Annotated in this window: 22 protein-coding genes; 17 read left to right on the top strand and 5 right to left on the bottom strand. The window is 64.8% G+C overall.

The features are described from left to right. Positions 1–53 precede the first annotated feature (53 nt). The 4 genes from LB523_RS25470 to LB523_RS25455 all read left to right on the top strand — a co-directional run bounded on the left by LB523_RS25470 (position 54) and on the right by LB523_RS25455 (position 4,463). The gene (locus LB523_RS25470) at positions 54–1,862 is read left to right on the top strand and encodes a methyl-accepting chemotaxis protein (RefSeq protein WP_224546592.1); all 1,809 of its coding nucleotides are present in this window, start codon (positions 54–56) and stop codon (positions 1,860–1,862) included. Between the two features lie 240 nt (positions 1,863–2,102). Continuing rightward, on the top strand, positions 2,103–3,209 hold the full coding sequence (locus LB523_RS25465; RefSeq protein WP_224608173.1) for a hypothetical protein: 1,107 nt from the start codon (positions 2,103–2,105) through the stop codon (positions 3,207–3,209). Positions 3,210–3,368: 159 nt separating this feature from the next. Further along, positions 3,369–3,995, top strand: a complete 627-nt coding sequence (locus LB523_RS25460; protein WP_140843669.1) for a nucleoside triphosphate hydrolase — start codon at positions 3,369–3,371, stop codon at positions 3,993–3,995. 150 nt (positions 3,996–4,145) lie between these two features. Continuing rightward, the gene (locus tag LB523_RS25455) at positions 4,146–4,463 is read left to right on the top strand and encodes a hypothetical protein (RefSeq protein ID WP_224608170.1); all 318 of its coding nucleotides are present in this window, start codon (positions 4,146–4,148) and stop codon (positions 4,461–4,463) included. 4 nt (positions 4,464–4,467) lie between these two features. On the opposite strand, the gene LB523_RS25450 is transcribed toward LB523_RS25455, so the two are convergent. The 3 genes from LB523_RS25450 to LB523_RS25440 form a co-directional block, all read right to left on the bottom strand. Then, the gene (locus tag LB523_RS25450; protein WP_224608167.1) at positions 4,468–5,172 is read right to left on the bottom strand and encodes a glutathione S-transferase family protein; all 705 of its coding nucleotides are present in this window, start codon (positions 5,170–5,172) and stop codon (positions 4,468–4,470) included. Positions 5,173–5,309: 137 nt separating this feature from the next. Beyond that, a complete protein-coding gene (locus LB523_RS25445; protein WP_224608164.1) occupies positions 5,310–6,518 on the bottom strand; it encodes a beta-ketoacyl-[acyl-carrier-protein] synthase family protein in 1,209 nt (402 codons plus the stop codon). 4 nt (positions 6,519–6,522) lie between these two features. Continuing rightward, positions 6,523–6,777 carry an acyl carrier protein gene (locus LB523_RS25440; protein WP_041003067.1) on the bottom strand — a complete coding sequence of 85 codons (255 nt, stop codon included), beginning with the start codon at positions 6,775–6,777 and terminating at the stop codon, positions 6,523–6,525. 203 nt (positions 6,778–6,980) lie between these two features. Between LB523_RS25440 and LB523_RS25435 the strand changes: the two genes are divergently transcribed. From LB523_RS25435 to LB523_RS25415, 5 genes are read left to right on the top strand one after another with little or no spacing between them, the layout of a single operon-like run. Continuing rightward, positions 6,981–7,862: an urease accessory protein UreD gene (locus LB523_RS25435; RefSeq protein WP_224608161.1), complete on the top strand. Its 882-nt coding sequence runs from the start codon at positions 6,981–6,983 to the stop codon at positions 7,860–7,862. Positions 7,863–7,883: 21 nt separating this feature from the next. Continuing rightward, positions 7,884–8,186 (top strand): urease subunit gamma, encoded by a 303-nt coding sequence (locus LB523_RS25430; RefSeq protein WP_041003069.1) that lies wholly within the window; start codon positions 7,884–7,886, stop codon positions 8,184–8,186. Between the two features lie 12 nt (positions 8,187–8,198). After that, positions 8,199–8,453: a DUF1272 domain-containing protein gene (locus tag LB523_RS25425; protein ID WP_140756795.1), complete on the top strand. Its 255-nt coding sequence runs from the start codon at positions 8,199–8,201 to the stop codon at positions 8,451–8,453. Between the two features lie 25 nt (positions 8,454–8,478). Then, a complete protein-coding gene (locus LB523_RS25420; RefSeq protein WP_095768088.1) occupies positions 8,479–9,072 on the top strand; it encodes a HupE/UreJ family protein in 594 nt (197 codons plus the stop codon). Between the two features lie 7 nt (positions 9,073–9,079). Beyond that, positions 9,080–9,385, top strand: a complete 306-nt coding sequence (locus LB523_RS25415; RefSeq protein WP_224608158.1) for an urease subunit beta — start codon at positions 9,080–9,082, stop codon at positions 9,383–9,385. Between the two features lie 20 nt (positions 9,386–9,405). On the opposite strand, the gene LB523_RS25410 is transcribed toward LB523_RS25415, so the two are convergent. After that, positions 9,406–9,891 carry a hypothetical protein gene (locus LB523_RS25410; RefSeq protein WP_140843683.1) on the bottom strand — a complete coding sequence of 162 codons (486 nt, stop codon included), beginning with the start codon at positions 9,889–9,891 and terminating at the stop codon, positions 9,406–9,408. Between the two features lie 117 nt (positions 9,892–10,008). Then, positions 10,009–10,386 carry a hypothetical protein gene (locus LB523_RS25405; RefSeq protein ID WP_140843685.1) on the bottom strand — a complete coding sequence of 126 codons (378 nt, stop codon included), beginning with the start codon at positions 10,384–10,386 and terminating at the stop codon, positions 10,009–10,011. A 167-nt stretch (positions 10,387–10,553) separates the two neighbouring features. Here LB523_RS25405 and ureC point away from each other — a divergent pair, with 167 nt between their 5' ends. From ureC to LB523_RS25365, 8 genes are all read left to right on the top strand, one after another. Beyond that, the gene (gene ureC / locus LB523_RS25400) at positions 10,554–12,266 is read left to right on the top strand and encodes an urease subunit alpha (RefSeq protein WP_411966493.1); all 1,713 of its coding nucleotides are present in this window, start codon (positions 10,554–10,556) and stop codon (positions 12,264–12,266) included. A 93-nt stretch (positions 12,267–12,359) separates the two neighbouring features. Continuing rightward, positions 12,360–12,953, top strand: a complete 594-nt coding sequence (locus LB523_RS25395) for a hypothetical protein (protein ID WP_224608155.1) — start codon at positions 12,360–12,362, stop codon at positions 12,951–12,953. 57 nt (positions 12,954–13,010) lie between these two features. Beyond that, positions 13,011–13,616, top strand: coding sequence for a glutathione S-transferase family protein (locus LB523_RS25390; RefSeq protein WP_318011998.1), 606 nt, complete (start codon positions 13,011–13,013; stop codon positions 13,614–13,616). Beyond that, entirely contained in the window at positions 13,613–14,203 is a 591-nt protein-coding gene (gene ureE / locus LB523_RS25385) for an urease accessory protein UreE (RefSeq protein ID WP_224608149.1), read from the top strand. Before LB523_RS25390 ends, ureE begins: the two co-directional genes overlap by 4 nt. Then, positions 14,196–14,867, top strand: coding sequence for an urease accessory protein UreF (locus LB523_RS25380; protein WP_224608292.1), 672 nt, complete (start codon positions 14,196–14,198; stop codon positions 14,865–14,867). The genes ureE and LB523_RS25380 overlap by 8 nt, the downstream gene beginning before the upstream one ends. Next, the gene (locus LB523_RS25375) at positions 14,864–15,304 is read left to right on the top strand and encodes a DUF3995 domain-containing protein (RefSeq protein WP_224608146.1); all 441 of its coding nucleotides are present in this window, start codon (positions 14,864–14,866) and stop codon (positions 15,302–15,304) included. The genes LB523_RS25380 and LB523_RS25375 overlap by 4 nt, the downstream gene beginning before the upstream one ends. Continuing rightward, positions 15,301–15,933, top strand: a complete 633-nt coding sequence (gene ureG, locus LB523_RS25370) for an urease accessory protein UreG (protein WP_224608143.1) — start codon at positions 15,301–15,303, stop codon at positions 15,931–15,933. The genes LB523_RS25375 and ureG overlap by 4 nt, the downstream gene beginning before the upstream one ends. Before the next feature lie 82 nt (positions 15,934–16,015). Next, positions 16,016–16,783, top strand: a complete 768-nt coding sequence (locus LB523_RS25365; RefSeq protein ID WP_224608141.1) for a class II aldolase and adducin N-terminal domain-containing protein — start codon at positions 16,016–16,018, stop codon at positions 16,781–16,783. Positions 16,784–16,906: the final 123 nt, after the last annotated feature.

Raw genomic sequence — 16,906 nt, 5'->3', positions numbered from 1 at the left:
CGCCCCACCTTTCCGTTAATATGCGCGCGGCTTGGTTTTTGGGGGGATCGGCAATGTCGGAAATCGCCACGGGCACCACCTCGCTTCTGCGGGCATCGCTTAGCCGCACCGGCAAATGGGCGGCGAGTTTCGCCTTTGTCAGCGGCGCGGTCGGCGATGTGCTCAACCCGCTCGGACCCTTTGCCGCCTATATCGCGCTCGGCGCCGCGGTCGCGGCGTTGATCATCGCCATCGCCATGGTGCTGCGCCTGGTGCTGGCGGCAAAAGCCATGCCGGCGCTGATCTTCGCCACAAGCGCGGCGGCAATCGCCGGCGGCGTCTACGGCATCCAGCAGCAAACGAATTCGCAGAATGGCGTGATCGCCGGCCTCGTGCCGGCGGTGGCCGAGCTGCAGCAGTCGCTGGGCATCGTCTCGCAGAAAGTGGCGAAGATCGAAAAGACCGTCACAGAGACGCAGAAGACCGTCGAAGCGGTCAAGAAGTCCACCGACACGGTAGCGAAGACGACCGAAGAGATCGCGCTGACGCAGACCAGGCAGACCCAACAGGGCACCGAGACGCAGAAGACCGTGGAGGCGGTCAAGCAGACCACCGACAGCTTGGCCGCGGGCCAAGAACAGCAGCAGGCGCAGGCCGAAAAGCTGCAGGCGACCACCGAGCAGATCGCCGCTTCTATCGACACCATCGCCAAGGGCTTTGCGCAGCTTGCGGCGCAAGGCGGAACGATCGCCGATCCGAAGCGCCCGGACGAGTTCTATCACAATGCCCGCGTCTACGAGCTGGCCGGCGACATGCTCAACGCCCGCCGTTCCTATCTTGCCTTTGCCGGCTTCGATGTCGATGCGATCGACCCCTATACGCGCTTTGCCACGCTGCTCAGGGTCCAGGACGGCAAGGCGAGCGCCCGCGAAGTGTTCGGCCAGCTCGCCGAAAAGGCCAAGGCGCCCTCGCTCAAGCTCGTCCATCTGTTGCAGTTCGACGACGCGCAGCGGCTCGACAAGCTAAACGCCTTCATCGCGGCCAACCCGGATTACGCGCCGGCTTATTTCCTCCTGGCGCAGGAGTTTTCGGAAGACCGCCTGGGCAGCCAGACGCTGGCCGACAAGCGCAGCGAGGCGACCGCGCTGACCAAATTCGTCTCGTACGAAAAAGACGGCGGCCTGCTCAAATATTTCGTCGATCAGACCCAACTGGCCGACTGGCTCGACCGCAGCCGCGCCCGGCTGACGGCATTGGGCGACGTGCTCGACCCGTCGCGCTTCGTGCCGACGCTGACGCCGACGCGCTCCAACGCCGGCTGGTCGATGACGATCTCGCTGCCCGAGCCGGCGACGGCGATTTCCTGGCGGCTCGGCGCCAATGGCCCGTTCACCGAGACCGGCATGCTGGCGATGAACGACCAGCGCACCGGCAAGCCGATGCCCAATCCGAGCTTCGAATTGCCGGACAGCACCGCGGCGACCAATATCGGCATCAAATATCTCGACATCCGCGGTCGTGAGACCGGCCCGTTCGACATCCGCTTCGATCCAGATTCAGCGCTCCAGCAGGGCAACAAGCAGATCCTCGACCAGTTCTGGACGTCGTGGATCGCCTTCGATGCAGGCGGCAATCGCGGCCTGGTCTATTTCACCCAGATGCTCTCCTTCCGCTGCGCCATCAGGCAAGTGCATTACAGCCTGAACGGAACCGCGCTCGACAAGGAGATCAAGATGCCGCCCTGCGACGCCAAGGACCCTTATGCAATTCCTTCCGACTACCAACCCTATTTCAAGGTCAAGGACGACGTGAAATCGATGGCGGTGCAGGTGACCTATACCGATGGCACCAAGTCGCCGGTCAGGGAGTATAAAAGGCAGTAGGGTCGTTTTCAGCGTGGCGCTGTTCCCCTCTCTTGCGATTTTTTATCGCGCGTGAAGCGGCGACCTATCCTTCGTCATTCTAGGGTATGCGCGCGTCGCTTCGCTCCTTGCTCCGCCCTAGAATGACGAAGGATAGGTTGGCGGGGGCGAAAACGCCTGATGCAAATTGCCAGCCATCACGCTTGCGTATCCGGTGCCGGACAGGCTTTGCTGCCGCGAGAAGAGATTCGGGAAGCATTCATGGACACGCTCACCATCGGCGCAAAGGGCATCTCGGTTTCGCTCGATCTTGCCGTCGGTCACATCAGTGCCATGGAGGTCGAGGCCGAAGGCCGCATCCTGAAGCCCCTGCACCGCGCGCCCTGGGTCGGCTCGCCGCGCGAGAGCCTGCCGGAAACCCTGCCCGAAGGCACGGTGCGGCTCTCAGGCGATTTTCTCTGCGCGCCTTTCTCCACCAGTGACGTCGAGACCGCGCCCCTGCATGGCTGGCCGGCCAACAGTGAGTGGGACGTCGTCGACAACGGCGCGGTTCCCGGCGGCTGGCGCGCCGTCGTCCGGCTGCGCCGCAAGGTCATGGGCGCCACTGTCGACAAGGTCTTCACACTGCGCGACAGCCATCCCTTCCTCTACCAGGAGCACATCTTTTCCGGCGGCTCAGGCGCTATCTCCGTCGCCCATCATCCGATGACGGCGATGACGGGCGGCGGCCGGCTCGCCTTCTCTGCGAAGCGCATGGCCGTCACGCCGCCGATGCCGCCGGAGCCCGATCCGGCGCGCGGCCGCTTCATGCTGGCCTATCCGGCTCGCGCCGCCGACCTCACAAAATTCCCGCTCGCCGCCGGCGGCACAACCGACCTCACCGGCTACCGCATGGAAGACAGGCGCGAGGATTTCATCACCCTGGTCGAGGCGGACCACGGCGGTCCGGGCTGGACGGCGATTGCCCGCCGCGCCGAGCAGGATCTGGTTCTGGTGCTGAAGAACCCGGCCGAGCTGCCGGTCACCATGCTGTGGTTCTCGAATGGTGGCCGCGACTACGCGCCCTGGAGCGGCCGCCATCTCGGCGTGCTCGGCATCGAGGACGGCCGCACGGCCGTCGGCCACGCCGCTTCGCTCGGCGACAACTGGTTGAAGCATGAAGGCGTGGCCACAGTCTTTGCACTCGCCGAGGGGCGGTCGGTGTCGTTTCGCCATGTCATCGGTGGGGTTCCGTCCGCGGATGTGGAGCCGCCGAGCGGTTTGGAATCGGCGCCCGACCGCCTGCGTGTCCTTGCTGCCGGCGGGGCAGCGCGGGAGGTGCCGTTCGACGGCGGGTTCCTGCGCATCGGCCGCTCGGTTCCTGATTGAGACGTCGGCCAGCGCCTGAGAGTTCGTCATTCCAGGGGACGAGGATGGACGCCTCGGCTAACCTCGAAGGTGCGCAGGCCGCCTAACTTCGGAACGAGGTTTGAATTTTCCGCCGACACCCGCCAAGATGTCGGCTGAACCGCAGCCGGAAAGCCGCCGATGTCCGAGATCGCCCATATCACAGCCGCCATCTTCAAGCGCGCCGGCGGAGCCAGGCGCTTCGTTGTCGCCATCGCCGGTCCGCCCGGCTCCGGCAAGTCGACGCTGTCAGCTGCATTGCATGAACTGCTGCCGGAAGGCACATCCGAGGTCGTACCGATGGACGGCTTTCATTATGACGACATCATTCTCAACCGCCGCGGCCTGCGCCCCCGCAAGGGCGCGCCGGAAACGTTCGATTTCGCCGGTTTCGAGACGCTCTTGAAGCGCATCCGCTCCGGCGAACCCGATATCGCGATTCCCGTGTTCGACCGCAGCATGGAACTGTCGCGCGCGGCGGCCGAAATCGTCGGCACCGACACCAAGTTCATCCTGGTCGAGGGCAACTATCTGCTGCTCGACGAGGAGCCGTGGTCGCGGCTGGCGCCTTTGTTCGATTTCACCATCTTCGTCGACGTGCCGCGGGCCGAGCTCGAAAGCCGCCTGATGGAGCGCTGGCGCGAACATGGCAAGTCCGACGAGGACGCCCGCGCCTGGATCGCCTCCAACGACATGCCCAACATCGAGCGGGTGCTGGCGCGGCGCCGGCCTGCCGACATGGTCGTTGGTTCCTTGGTTATTGGTTAACCTGCTCAATTTTCAATAGTTTTGGGCGGGAACCTTAAGGTTTTCGCGCCGTTATGACCCTATCCCGAATTGTCCGGCGCCGGAGCAATTCCAGGAAGGCGGTGGACGCTTTCCCTCCGAAACTGCGACCGAGAATGCAGGAGCCGTCAGATGGCAACGAACAGCAGAAAAACCGCGCCCAAAAAGGCCAGGGCCAGCCAATCCAGGACGACGCAAGCCCAAGCCGGCGCCGCGGCGGCCGAACGATCGAAGGACGCCAAGCCGACCTTCGGTAAGGCAGCGCCGAAGAAAGTGACGCCCGGCGCGGCCCACAAGGTCGCGGCCAAGGCGCAGAAGCCCCATAAACCAGCCGCAAGCAGGCCGGGTCCGATCCGCACGGTTGCAAGCGTTGCGACCGGCGCGGTGGTGGCGACTGCAAGATTGGCCGCGTCCATGCTTGGCAGGGGAACCAGCGCTAAGTCGAAATAAGAGCCTAGCCCTTCGCCGGGATGGTCAGGCCCCTCTTCACCGCAGGCCGTGCCAGGCCGCGCTCCAGCCATTCGGCAACGGTCGGGAAATCGTCGAAACCGACCAGGTCGCGCGCCTCGTAGAACCCGATCAGGTTGCGCACCCAGCCCAGCATCGACACATCGGCGATGGTATAGTCGTCGTCCATGATCCACTTGCGACCCTTCAGGCGCGTTTCCATGACGCCGATCAGCCGCCGCGACTCGTCGCGGTAACGCTCCAGCGGCCGCTTATCGGCAATCTCGCGCCCAGCGAATTTGTGGAAGAAGCCGACCTGCCCGAAGATCGGGCCGATCGCCGCCATCTGGAAGAACACCCACTGGATCGCCTCGTAGCGGCGCGCCGGATCGGCGGGAATGAGCTTGCCGGTCTTGTCGGCCAGATAGAGCAGGATGGCGCCGGATTCGAACAGGCCGATCGGCTTGCCGCCCGGACCGTCCGGATCGATGATCGCCGGTATCTTGCCGTTCGGATTGAGCGACAGGAATTCCGGCGTCCAGCTCTCATTCTTGCCGATATCGACATAATGCGACTCATAAGGCAGGCCGATCTCCTCCAGCGCGATCGACGCCTTCACGCCATTGGGCGTCGTGGCGGAATAAAGCTGCAGGCGCTCGGGGTGCTTGGCCGGCCAGCGCTTGGCGATCGGAAAGGCGGACAGGTCGGTCATCGCAAACTCCGGATGCGGATCGGCGGCGGGCGGCGCTCATGGCGGGTCAGGGAGAATTAGGACCCCGGCCGGCCGGGATCAATACGCCGCCAGCCGGCTCGCCGTGCACACACAGTCAACCGGTAGGCTTCGGCCGGTCAAACCGCCCTGAAGGCCAGCACTGCATTGGTTCCGCCGAAGGCGAAACTGTTGCTGAGCGCCGCGCGCACCCCGCGCTCGCGCGCCGTGTTCGGCGTCACGTCGAGATCGCATTCCGGATCCGGCTCGCGGTAATTCGCGGTCGGCGGCACGATGCCGTCGCGGATCGCCATAACGCAGGCGAGCATCTCCAGCCCGCCGGAAGCGCCGAGGCAATGCGCATGCATCGACTTGGTCGAGGACACCGAAAGCGAACGGGCATGCTCGCCGAAGACGCGCTTGATTGCCGCGGTCTCGATCTGATCATTAGCCTTGGTGCCGGTGCCGTGCGCGTTGAGGTAGTCGACATCTTCCGGATTGAGCCCGGCATCCGCGAGGCAAAAACGCATTGCCGCTTCCGGTCCCTCGATGGTCGGCGCGACGATGTCGGAGGCATCGGCCGAAAGCCCGACGCCGGCGATCTCGGCCAAGATGGTGGCGCCGCGCGCCATCGCGTGATCGTAGCTTTCGAGCACCGCCATGCCGGCACCTTCGCCGAGCACCAGGCCGGCGCGATCGGCCGAGAACGGCCGGCACGTATCGGGCGAAAGCACCCTGAGCGCCTCCCAGCCCTTGAGCACGCCCCACACCAGCGGCGCTTCGGTGCCGCCGGCGACCATCACGTCGGCGCGGCCGAGCCTGATCTGGTCGACCGCCGAGGAAATCGCATGGTTGGCCGACGAGCAGGCCGAGGTGGCGCCGAAAACAGGGCCGCGCAACCCGAGATTCATGCTGACCTGGCCGGCGGCCGCGCCCGGCATCACTTTCGGCACGGTGAAGATGGCGGCGCGGTTGCGCCCTTCGAGCAGGATGGCGCGGTAGTTCTCCTCGATCGTCTCGAAGCCCGCGACGCCGATGCCGACGATTGCGCCCATCCGGTAAGTGTTGTCGGCATGCGCGGTCAAGCCCGATTGCTGCATGGCTTCCCGCGCCGCGATCACGGCCAGCAGGCTGAAGCGGTCCATCGACACGACCTGCTTGCGGTCGATGCCATGGTCCGGCAATTGCTTGATTTCGCAGCCGGTCTTGACCTTGAGGTCATGCAGCGACGGATTGTCGATAGGGCCGATGGCCGAGCGGCCGGCGCGCATGGCGTCCCATATCGCCGCCGCATCGTTGCCGAGCCCGCAAATCCCGCCAATACCGGTGATGACGACGCGTTTTTGCATGCAGTCAGGCTTTTTTCGCGATCAGTTCGCGAACCGCCTCGACCATGTCGCCGACGTTCTTGAGGTTGCTCCAGGCATCAACCGTGTTCATCTCGATCTCGATGCCGTACTTTTCCTCGAGATCGAAGATGATCTCGGTCAGCTCCAGCGAATGGATGCCGAGCGTGCCGAGATCGGTGCTGGCGGTGATTTCCTCGCCGCCGGTATCGGCATGCGCCTTGATCTTTTCGATGATCTCGGTCGTCAGCTGGTCAGCCATTCGGTTCCTTCCCTGTCGTTGCCCGACGCCAACTGATCAGCGCCTCTTTTTTTGATCCCCGGACCCAACAAACGCCGTTGCCTTACCTCGCCAGGCACCGCGCGACCGCTCCAAGGTGGCTTCCCTCTATAGAAACCGAAACGATGTCAAGCAACAAGCGATATCGACAAAGCCGCCGGAGTGCTTAACCTGGGATCATGGACATGATCGGCAACACTTTGACATCCCAGCCTGCCTCGCCTTTGGCCGCCCCTCCCTTGCCTGCCGCGCAACGCGTTGCCGGCCTAGGCAGGCTTTTCTGCGGCAAGAGCGGGGGCCGGACGCGCCTGCGGCGGCTCTATCAGGACGGATCGGCCAAGATCCGCCTGCCGGCGGTGCAAGGCGATCCGCTCGAGGCGGTGCTGATCAACACCGCCGGCGGACTGACCGGCGGCGATCGCCTCGGCTGGACGGTCGAGGTCGGCGCCGACGCCTCCGCCGCCGTCACCACCCAGGCCTGCGAGAAGATTTATCGTGCCGCCGCCGACAGGGCCGAGACAAGCGTCAACCTGCGGGTCGGTCCGGGCGGCCGCATCGCCTGGCTGCCGCAGGAAACCATCGTTTTCGACCGCGCCGCCTTCGCCCGCACGCTGGATGTCGAGCTTGGCGACGATGCCGAGGCACTGGTGCTGGAGGCCGCGCTGTTCGGCCGGCTGGCGATGTGCGAGCGGACAACCAACGGCAGTTTCCATGACCGCTGGCGGGTCCGCCAGGGCGGCGCGCTGATCCATGCGGAGGATTTTCGGCTCGGCCCGGACATCGCCGCAACGCTCCAGCGGCCGGCGGCGACCGGCGGCGCGCTTGCCGTCGCCACATTGCTGCTGGTGTCGCCGCAGGCCGAAAGTCTGCTGGAGCCCGCCCGCGCCATCATCGGCGACCCCGCCATCGGTGGTTGGGGCGGCGCCAGTTTCTGGCGCGTCGGCCGATCTGGCAAGCTTCTTGCGAGGCTCTGTGCCGGCGACGGCTACCAGCTCCGCAAGCGGCTGGTTCCGCTCGTCGAACTGCTCAATGGGCGGGCGGGCCTGCCTAAATTGTGGTCACTCTGATTTCGATTGCCGGGAAGTTGCATGAACCTGACGCCGCGTGAAAAAGACAAGCTGCTCATCGCCATGGCGGCGATGGTGGCGCGCAAGCGGCTGGAGCGCGGCGTCAAGCTCAACCATCCCGAAGCCATCGCCTTGATCACCGACTTCGTCGTCGAAGGCGCGCGCGACGGCCGCCCGGTCGCGGAATTGATGGAGGCGGGTGCGCATGTCGTCACCCGCGCCCAGGTCATGGACGGCATCGCCGAGATGATCCACGACGTCCAGGTCGAGGCGACATTTCCCGACGGCACCAAGCTGGTGACCGTGCATGAACCGATCCGGTGAGGAGGAAGACAGATGCTGGAGCTCAGGCCGAATTGCGAATGCTGCGACAAGGATCTGCCGCCGGAAGCGACCGATGCGCTGATCTGCACCTTCGAGTGCACCTTCTGCGCCGACTGCGTGGACAATGTGCTGGGTGGCGTCTGCCCCAATTGCGGCGGCAATTTCGCGCCGCGGCCGATCCGGCCGGCGGCCAAGCTGACGAAATATCCGCCGTCGACCAGGCGCGTGCTCAAGGCCGAAGGCTGCGGCCCGCGCAAGGCCGCTTGACCGGCTCAATTGGAAGGGCAGAAAGATGATCCCCGCTTCGACGAAACGTACCACGCTTGCCGCGATCCTTTTCCTGGCGGCCGCCATGCCGGCCTATGCCCATGTCGGCATCGCCACGACCTCGTCCTTCGCCGCCGGTTTCGCGCACCCGCTGTCCGGTCTCGACCACATGACGGTCATGATCGCCGTCGGCCTGTGGGCGGCGCTGAAGGGCGGCAAGGCTATCTGGGCCTGGCCGCTGGCCTTTGTCGGCGTGATGCTGGCCGGCGGCGCGCTCGGCATGCTGCATGTGCCGATGCCTTTCGTCGAGCCCGGCATCCTCGCTTCCGTGGTGACGCTTGGCCTGCTGGTGGCGCTGGCGATCGACCTGCCGGTCTCGACCGGGATCGCGGTCATCGGTCTGTTCGCGCTGTTCCATGGTCACGCCCACGGCACGGAAGTGCCCGAAAACGCCGGCGGGCTGGAATACATTGCGGGCTTCGCCGCCGCGACGGCCCTTCTCCATGCCGTGGGCATCGCGGCGGCCCTCAGCCTCGGCATGCGCTTCCGCAGCCTGGCGCGCGCTGCAGGTGCGGCTTGCGCGGCGGCCGGCGTCGGCCTCGCCTTCGGCGTGTTGTGAGGGCGCGATGATCCCCGGCGAAATCATCGCGGCCAAGGGCGAGATCGCGCTCAACGAGGGCCTGCCGACCGTCACGCTCAAGGTCGCCAACAGCGGCGACCGGCCGATCCAGGTCGGCAGCCACTATCATTTCTACGAAACCAATGAGGGCCTGAAATTCGACCGCGAGAGGGCGCGCGGCATGCGGCTCGACATCGCCGCCGGCACCGCGATGCGCTTCGAGCCCGGGCAGGAGCGCGACGTCACGCTGGTGCCGCTGGGCGGCAAGCGCGAGGTCTATGGCTTCCAGCAAAAGGTGATGGGCAAGCTGTGACGTCCGCCGGCGCGCTCACATCACTTCGGAGGCTTGGCGGCGGCATAGATGACGACCTTCCCCGGATTGTCGAATTCTACGGCGAGCACGTCCTCGGCCTGCACGCGTCGCGAATCGATCGCGTTGAAGAGCAGGGCGTTCGCCTCGATCTCCTGGCGCAATTCGGCGACATCCTCCTGATGCTGCTTCACCTTGTTCTCTATCGCCGGCGGCGGCCCGCCCTCGCTGCGCGCCGCGTCGGTCAGGAACACGATGTCGACCGTATCGAGCTTGGTTGTCTTTCGCACCGTGCCGATGTTGTCGCGGGTGCGGTCGATGGCAGTGATGACCTTTCCGGCCTCCGTCGAGGAAAGCGCCTCTTCCTGCCGGACATCGGAATCGACGATTGCCGCGGCAGGCCTGTCGTTGTCCAGCGGCTGCGCCGCGGGCGCTGCATGCGGCGCGGCCACGAAAAGCGTGGCGGCAACCGCGGAACTCCATCTTTTAAAACGCGGGGCTTTCGCCATCGCTCGCTCCTGACTGAACTCGTGGCGGGGCGACAACAGCGAAACGGTCCTGCTTGGCCGGAGGTTCCCTTCAAAAGCCGGCAGGCGGGCCGCAAGGCGGCCCGCCAAGGCACGCAATCAGCTCGCTTTCTTGGTGATCAGCGTCAGCGCGCCATTGGGCTGCATGCTTGCAGCGATCACTTGCGCGGAGCTCATGCCCTTGGCTTCGAGCGCGGATTTGACCTTGGGCGTGGCGTCGATCGACTTGCGCAATGTCTGCAGGCCGGCATCGCCGCGCTGCGCGACGATCTGGTTGACCTGCGTCTGCGTGTCCTTGGGCAGTTCGGTGATATCGACGACGTTGACGCTCTGGATAGCGGGCGCCGCGGGCTGGGCTTTCGGCGCGGCGGGCGCGGTCGGCGCGGGACTGGGCTGCGGCGTCGGCTGCTGCTGGGCATTGGCAGTGCCCGCCATCAACGTGGTGGCGGTTGCGGCGAGAAGAATCGCTTTGAGCATGGATATTCCTTCCATCGGTTTGGCAAACGGTCCTTTTGGGCTGACCGGGGCACCTCAACCGCCAAATGGGAGCGCAAGGTGTCGCCGAGCGGGTCATTGCGTGACCATTGGGTGGCGACAATGTGCACCTCGCGTTCATTCAACCTGAATTTCGGGAGCAATCGCTGATGGCCAGGATAAGCCGTGCCGCCTATGCGCAGATGTATGGACCAACGGTCGGCGACAAGGTGCGGCTTGCCGACACCGAGCTCTTCATCGAGGTGGAGAAGGATCTCACCGTATACGGCGAGGAAGTAAAATTCGGCGGCGGCAAGGTCATCCGCGACGGCATGGGCCAAAGCCAGGTGACGCGGGCCGGCGGTGCGGTCGATACCGTCATCACCAATGCGCTGGTCGTCGATGCGCTCACCGGCATCGTCAAGGCCGATATCGGCCTGAAGGATGGCCGCATCGCCGCGATCGGCAAGGCCGGCAATCCGGACACGCAGGCCGGCGTCACCATCATCATCGGCCCCGGCACCGAGATCATCGCCGGCGAGGGCAAGATCCTCACGGCCGGCGGCTTCGACGCGCATATCCATTTCATCTGCCCGCAGCAGATCGAGGAAGCGCTGATGAGCGGCGTCACCACCATGCTTGGCGGCGGTACCGGCCCGGCGCATGGCACTTTGGCCACCACCTGCACGCCGGGACCCTGGCACATGGCGCGCATGATCCAGTCCTTCGATGCCTTTCCGATGAATATCGGCCTGTCGGGCAAGGGCAATGCGTCAAAGCCGGCGGCGCTGGAAGAGATGGTGCTGGCCGGTGCCTGCTCGCTGAAGCTGCATGAGGACTGGGGCACGACCCCGGCCGCCATCGATTGCTGCCTGTCGGTTGCCGAGGATTACGACGTGCAGGTGATGATCCACACCGACACGCTGAATGAATCGGGCTTCGTCGAGAACACGGTGGCGGCTATTCAAGGCCGCACCATCCATGCCTTCCATACCGAGGGCGCCGGCGGCGGCCATGCGCCCGACATCATCAAGGTCTGCGGCCTGCCCAACGTCATCCCCTCCTCGACCAATCCGACCAGGCCCTACACGGTCAACACCTTGGCCGAGCATCTCGACATGCTGATGGTGTGCCATCATCTGTCGCCCTCGATCCCCGAGGACATCGCCTTCGCCGAGAGCCGCATCCGCAAGGAGACGATCGCCGCCGAGGACATCCTGCACGACATCGGCGCCTTCTCGATCATCTCTTCCGACAGCCAGGCCATGGGCCGGGTCGGCGAGGTGGCGATCCGCTGCTGGCAGACCGCCGACAAGATGAAGCGCCAGCGCGGCGCGCTGCCTGACGAGACCGGCGACAACGACAATTTCCGCGTCCGCCGCTACATCGCCAAATACACCATCAATCCGGCCATCGCGCACGGCCTGTCGAAGGAGATCGGCTCGATCACCGTCGGCAAGCGGGCGGATCTCGTGCTGTGGAACCCGGCCTTCTTCGGCGTCAAGCCGGAGATGGTGCTGGTCGGCGGTTCGATCGCCGCTGCCCCGATGGGCGACCCCAACGCCTCGATCCCGACGCCGCAGCCGATGCACTACCGGCCGATGTTCGGCGCCTACGGCAAGGCCCTGACCAACTCCTCGGTGACCTTCGTCTCGAAGGCGGCGCTCGAGGCCGGCCTGCAGGGCAGGTTGGGTGTCGACAAGGCGATGATCGCGGTCGAGAACACCCGCGGCGGCATCGGCAAGCATTCCATGGTGCTCAACGACGCGACGCCGCATGTCGAGGTCGATCCCGAAACATACGAAGTGCGCGCCGACGGCGAGCTCTTGACCTGCGAGCCCGCGACCGTGCTGCCGATGGCGCAACGGTATTTCCTGTTTTGACAGTCGGCTGATCGGGGAGTGGGCAAATATCGTTGCGGCTCGCGCGCGCAGACCGCAATATGCGGCAAAGCAGCAGCCGCATTGTGATTACGCATGCCCACCGAAATAGCCTCCCCGCATGACATCTTTCCGCATATCCGCATCGTCATGGGCATGGTGATCGGCCTCGGCGTCACGCGTCTGCTTTCGGGAACTGCCCGCATCGTCCAGCATCCAGGCCAGTACCGGCTCTATGCGGTGCATCTCGCCTGGGTCGCTTCGGTGCTGTTGATGCTGGTGCATTTCTGGTGGTGGGAATTCGGCCTCTACGCCATCGAGAACTGGACCTTCGGCAAATATCTTTTCATCATCTTTTACGCCATCACGCTGTTCCTGCTTTGCGCGCTGCTGTTTCCGGATTCGATGCTCGACTACACCAGCTACGAGGATTATTTTTACTCGCGCCGCGCCTGGTTCTTCGGGCTGCTGGCGGCTACCTATCTGCTCGACGTGATCGACACGCTGCTCAAGGGCCCGGAGCATTTCGCCCGCTTCGGCAATGAGTATCTGTTCCGCACACCGGTCTTCGTCGCGCTCTGCCTGGTGGCGATCCTGGTACGCGACCGCCGTTTCCACGTCGCTTTCGTCGCAGCCGCGCTGATCTATCAGATATCATTCATCCTGCGGCTCTTCGACACCATCGTCTGAGCGCCATTGGGCTGATGCATGCGTTGATCTAGGATCGGAGAAATGCAGGACTCAACCATGTACAAGGCCGTCGGATCGCGCGGATCCCGGGTCAGCCGGGTGCTCTGGATGCTCGAGGAGCTCGGGCAGCCCTACGAATTCGTCGAGGTGAAGCTGCGCTCGCCGGAGGCCTATGCGCTCAACCCTTCCGGCAAGGTGCCGATCCTGATCGACGGCGAGCTCAAGGTCACGGATTCAGCGGCGATCTGCGTCTATCTGGCCGATAAGCACGCCGACAAGGGCATGGGCGCCAATCCGGGTCTCGCCGGCCGCGCCGAGATGGACTCCTGGATGCACTTCGCCCAGAGCGAACTGGAAGCGCCGCTGTGGAACAAGCTGCGCCACCGCTTCCTGCTGCCCAAGGATGTGCGGGTCGATGTCGGCCCGGCCGCAGCCTATGATTTCGCATCCGAAATAAAGGCGCTGGATCGCCGGCTTGGCGACAAGCCGTTTGCGCTGGGCGACCGGTTCTCGGCCGTCGACGTGCTGCTCGGCGATATCGGCGGCTGGGCTCGTGCCGGCCGTTTCCCGATCGAGTCCCAGCGCGTCAACACCTATTTCGATCGTGTCCTCGGGCGCCCCGCTCGTGCCCGTGCCCAAGCCAATGGCGGAGCCATGAAATGAAGCTCAACATCACCACCGATTTCACCAAATTCCCGCGCGCCGTCTCGGTGTTGCCAGCCGGCGAGGCTGGCTCGGCGGCGCCCTATGACAAGGCCGTGCTGCCGCATGACGAGCGGCATCTGCGCCGCCGCGCCGTCGAAACCGCCGGCGGCGACAAGGTGCTGGTCGACCTGCCCGAGCCGGTGGCGCTCGGCAATGGCGACCGGCTGGTGCTGGAAGACGGCCGCCAGCTCGAGATCGTCGCGGCGCCGGAGGAGGTCTACGACATCCGCGCCCGCGATGCGGCTCATCTCGCCGAGCTCGCCTGGCACATCGGCAACCGTCACCTCGCGGCGGCGATCGAGGCGGAGCGCATCCTTATCCTACGCGATCATGTCATCAAGGCGATGCTCGAAGGCCTCGGCGCCACGGTGAATGAGGTTTCGCAGCCGTTCAGCCCGGTGCGCGGCGCCTATTCCGGCCATGACCACGGCTATTCGCATGACCACGGCCATTCACATGACCATCACGATCATGACCACCAGCACCATGATCATCACGATCACGATCACGACCACGACCATCACCACCACCATCATCATGACTGAGGAGCTTTCCAGCGTCGCGCTGCTGCGGCTGATGGCCTGGCTGTCGCCGGCCTTTCCGGTCGGCGGCTTCTCCTACAGCCATGGCCTCGAGCGCGCCGTGCATGACGGGCTGATCGCCGACCGGGACGATCTCGCCGGCTGGCTGGAGACGCTGGTCGAGATCGGCTCGGGCTGGAACGATGCCGTGCTCTTCGCCGAAAGCTGGCGCTGCGGACGTGACGGCGGCGATCTCAGCGAGGTTGCCGCGCTGGCCGAGGCGCTCGCCGGGTCGCGGGAGCGTCATCTCGAAACCATGCTGCAGGGCACGGCCTTCCTGCAGGCGGCTTCGGCCTGGTCGTCTCCAGCGCTGGAGCGCCTGCCGGCCGATTGCCCCTATTGCGTAGCAGTCGGCGCCGTTGCGGGCGGCAGCGGCATCGGCCTTTCGGATGCGCTTTCCGCCTTCCTCCAGGCTTTCTTCTCCAATCTCGTGCAGGCGGCAATCAGGTTGGGTGTTGTCGGCCAGGTCGACGCCGTCGCATTGTTAGCCGGCTTCGAACCTCTGGCGCTGGCGACCGCATCGCGCGCCGCCACTTCCAGCCTGGACGATCTGGGTGGCGCGGCCTTCATGTCCGACATCATGGCGATGCAGCACGAGACGCAATACTCCAGGCTGTTCCGCTCATGATCGTGCTTGCCGGCATCCTCTCCTTCGTCCTGCTCCTGATCACAACGCTGCATGTCTATTGGGGCATAGGCGGCATCTGGCCGGGCACGGACCAGGCATCCTGCGCCCGCGCCGTCGTCGGCTTCCGCGGTGTCGATGAGATGCCGTCGTCATTCGCGAGTTTTGCTGTCGCGGCCTGCCTGACATTGGCAACGCTCTGGCCGCTGGCGTTGGCCGGTGTCTTTGCGACGCCCTTTCCACGGGAAGGCCTGGCTGCCACGGCTTTGATGATCGGCCTCGTCTTCCTCGGCCGCGGCATCGCCGGCTTCACGCCCTGGTGGCGCCGGTTTGCGCCCGAACAGCCTTTCGCGCGGCTTGACCAAAGTCTTTATTCGCCGCTTTGCCTCTTGATCGGGGCAGGCTTCTCAATCCTTGCCATCACGGAGTTTCCGGCATGACATCGAAAAACGGTCCTCTTCGCATCGGCATCGGCGGGCCGGTCGGCTCCGGCAAGACGACGCTCACCGAAAAGCTCTGCAAGGCGCTGCGCGACGACTTTTCGATCGCCGTCGTCACCAACGACATCTACACCAAGGAGGATGCGATGATGCTCGCGCGGCTACAAGCATTGCCCGAAGAGCGCATCGTCGGTGTCGAGACCGGCGGCTGTCCGCACACCGCCATCCGCGAGGACGCCTCGATCAATCTGCGCGCCATTGCCGAGCTGAACAAGAAATTCCCCGATCTCGACATCATCTTCATCGAATCCGGCGGCGACAATCTCGCCGCCACCTTCTCGCCTGACCTTGCCGACTTGACCCTCTACGTCATCTCGGTCTGCCAGGGCGAGGAGATCCCGCGCAAGGGCGGCCCGGCCATCACCCGCTCGGATTTCCTCGTCATCAACAAGAGCGATCTGGCCCCCTATGTGAACGTCAACCTCGACGTCATGGAGAGCGATGCCGGCCGCATGCGCGGCAAAAGGCCCTTCGGCTTCACGGATCTGTCGCGCGGCAAGGGCTTGCAGGAAGTGATCGACTTTATCGTCGAGCAGGGCGGCCTGCAGTCGGCGCGCCCGGCGGCTTGATCCGCTGAGCCAGCGTTTATCGGTTGCTGGCAGCCGCCATGCGCGGCATTCTCGGAAAACAAACCCAAGCGGAGGATTTTCGATGAGCCTTGCCCGCCTGCACAAGGAACCGCTGAGCAACCTGCCTTACTATGAGGAGCGGGTCGATCTCGCCGCCGCCTTCCGCTGGACGGCGCGGCTCAACATGCATGAGGCGGTGGCAAACCATTTCTCGCTGTCCGTCAACGAGGTCGGCACGAAGTTCCTGATGAACCCCAACCAGGTGCATTTCTCGCGCATCAAGGCGAGCGACCTGCTGCTGATCGACGCCAACGATCCGGACACGCTGTCCGGCCCCAACGCGCCCGATCCGACCGCCTGGGGCCTGCATGGCGCCATCCATCGCAATGTCCCGCATGCGCGCTGCGCCATGCATGTCCATTCGATCCACGCCACGGTGCTTGCTTCGCTGGCCGATTCGACGCTGCCGCCGGTCGACCAGAACTCGGCCATGTTCTTCAACCGCCATGTTGTCGATGCCAGTTATGGCGGGCTGGCTTTCGAGGAAGAGGGCGAACGCTGCTCGCAGCTTCTCACCGACCCCAAGGTCAAGGTGATGGTCATGGGCAATCACGGCGTGATGGTCATCGGCGACACCGTCGCCGACACCTTCAACCGCATGTTCTATTTCGAGCGCGCCGCCGAGACCTACATCAAGGCGTTGTGGACCGGCCGCCCGCTGCGCACGCTCTCGGACGAGATCGCCGAGAAGACCGCGCGCGAAATGGATGATTATCCCGGCCAGGCCGAGCGTCACCTTGCCGAGTTGAAGGCAATCCTCGACGAGGAAGAGCCGGTCTACCGGAATTGATGCTGGACCCCTTCCTTCTTCCCCCGGTTACGCTATGCACACATCTTCTGTGACTGGCGTGACTGATCAGGCCGAGGCTTGATTGCCAGGTGGTTCCCCCAATCCGTCGCTGCTTCGCAGCGC

The sequence above is a fragment of the Mesorhizobium sp. ESP-6-4 genome (genome assembly GCF_020164735.1).
Taxonomy (GTDB): Bacteria; Pseudomonadota; Alphaproteobacteria; order Rhizobiales; family Rhizobiaceae; genus Mesorhizobium.
Note: the sequence above shows the minus strand (reverse complement) of the source record. Positions and strands in the feature narration are given on the sequence as shown.

Coding starts and splice junctions, on each gene's coding strand:
- LB523_RS25470 (WP_224546592.1), top strand. CDS start 54: ATGTCGGAAATCGCCACGGGCACCACCTCGCTTCTGCGGGCATCGCTT.
- LB523_RS25465 (WP_224608173.1), top strand. CDS start 2,103: ATGGACACGCTCACCATCGGCGCAAAGGGCATCTCGGTTTCGCTCGAT.
- LB523_RS25460 (WP_140843669.1), top strand. CDS start 3,369: ATGTCCGAGATCGCCCATATCACAGCCGCCATCTTCAAGCGCGCCGGC.
- LB523_RS25455 (WP_224608170.1), top strand. CDS start 4,146: ATGGCAACGAACAGCAGAAAAACCGCGCCCAAAAAGGCCAGGGCCAGC.
- LB523_RS25450 (WP_224608167.1), bottom strand. CDS start 5,172: ATGACCGACCTGTCCGCCTTTCCGATCGCCAAGCGCTGGCCGGCCAAG.
- LB523_RS25445 (WP_224608164.1), bottom strand. CDS start 6,518: ATGCAAAAACGCGTCGTCATCACCGGTATTGGCGGGATTTGCGGGCTC.
- LB523_RS25440 (WP_041003067.1), bottom strand. CDS start 6,777: ATGGCTGACCAGCTGACGACCGAGATCATCGAAAAGATCAAGGCGCAT.
- LB523_RS25435 (WP_224608161.1), top strand. CDS start 6,981: ATGATCGGCAACACTTTGACATCCCAGCCTGCCTCGCCTTTGGCCGCC.
- LB523_RS25430 (WP_041003069.1), top strand. CDS start 7,884: ATGAACCTGACGCCGCGTGAAAAAGACAAGCTGCTCATCGCCATGGCG.
- LB523_RS25425 (WP_140756795.1), top strand. CDS start 8,199: ATGCTGGAGCTCAGGCCGAATTGCGAATGCTGCGACAAGGATCTGCCG.
- LB523_RS25420 (WP_095768088.1), top strand. CDS start 8,479: ATGATCCCCGCTTCGACGAAACGTACCACGCTTGCCGCGATCCTTTTC.
- LB523_RS25415 (WP_224608158.1), top strand. CDS start 9,080: ATGATCCCCGGCGAAATCATCGCGGCCAAGGGCGAGATCGCGCTCAAC.
- LB523_RS25410 (WP_140843683.1), bottom strand. CDS start 9,891: ATGGCGAAAGCCCCGCGTTTTAAAAGATGGAGTTCCGCGGTTGCCGCC.
- LB523_RS25405 (WP_140843685.1), bottom strand. CDS start 10,386: ATGCTCAAAGCGATTCTTCTCGCCGCAACCGCCACCACGTTGATGGCG.
- ureC (WP_411966493.1), top strand. CDS start 10,554: ATGGCCAGGATAAGCCGTGCCGCCTATGCGCAGATGTATGGACCAACG.
- LB523_RS25395 (WP_224608155.1), top strand. CDS start 12,360: ATGCCCACCGAAATAGCCTCCCCGCATGACATCTTTCCGCATATCCGC.
- LB523_RS25390 (WP_318011998.1), top strand. CDS start 13,011: ATGTACAAGGCCGTCGGATCGCGCGGATCCCGGGTCAGCCGGGTGCTC.
- ureE (WP_224608149.1), top strand. CDS start 13,613: ATGAAGCTCAACATCACCACCGATTTCACCAAATTCCCGCGCGCCGTC.
- LB523_RS25380 (WP_224608292.1), top strand. CDS start 14,196: ATGACTGAGGAGCTTTCCAGCGTCGCGCTGCTGCGGCTGATGGCCTGG.
- LB523_RS25375 (WP_224608146.1), top strand. CDS start 14,864: ATGATCGTGCTTGCCGGCATCCTCTCCTTCGTCCTGCTCCTGATCACA.
- ureG (WP_224608143.1), top strand. CDS start 15,301: ATGACATCGAAAAACGGTCCTCTTCGCATCGGCATCGGCGGGCCGGTC.
- LB523_RS25365 (WP_224608141.1), top strand. CDS start 16,016: ATGAGCCTTGCCCGCCTGCACAAGGAACCGCTGAGCAACCTGCCTTAC.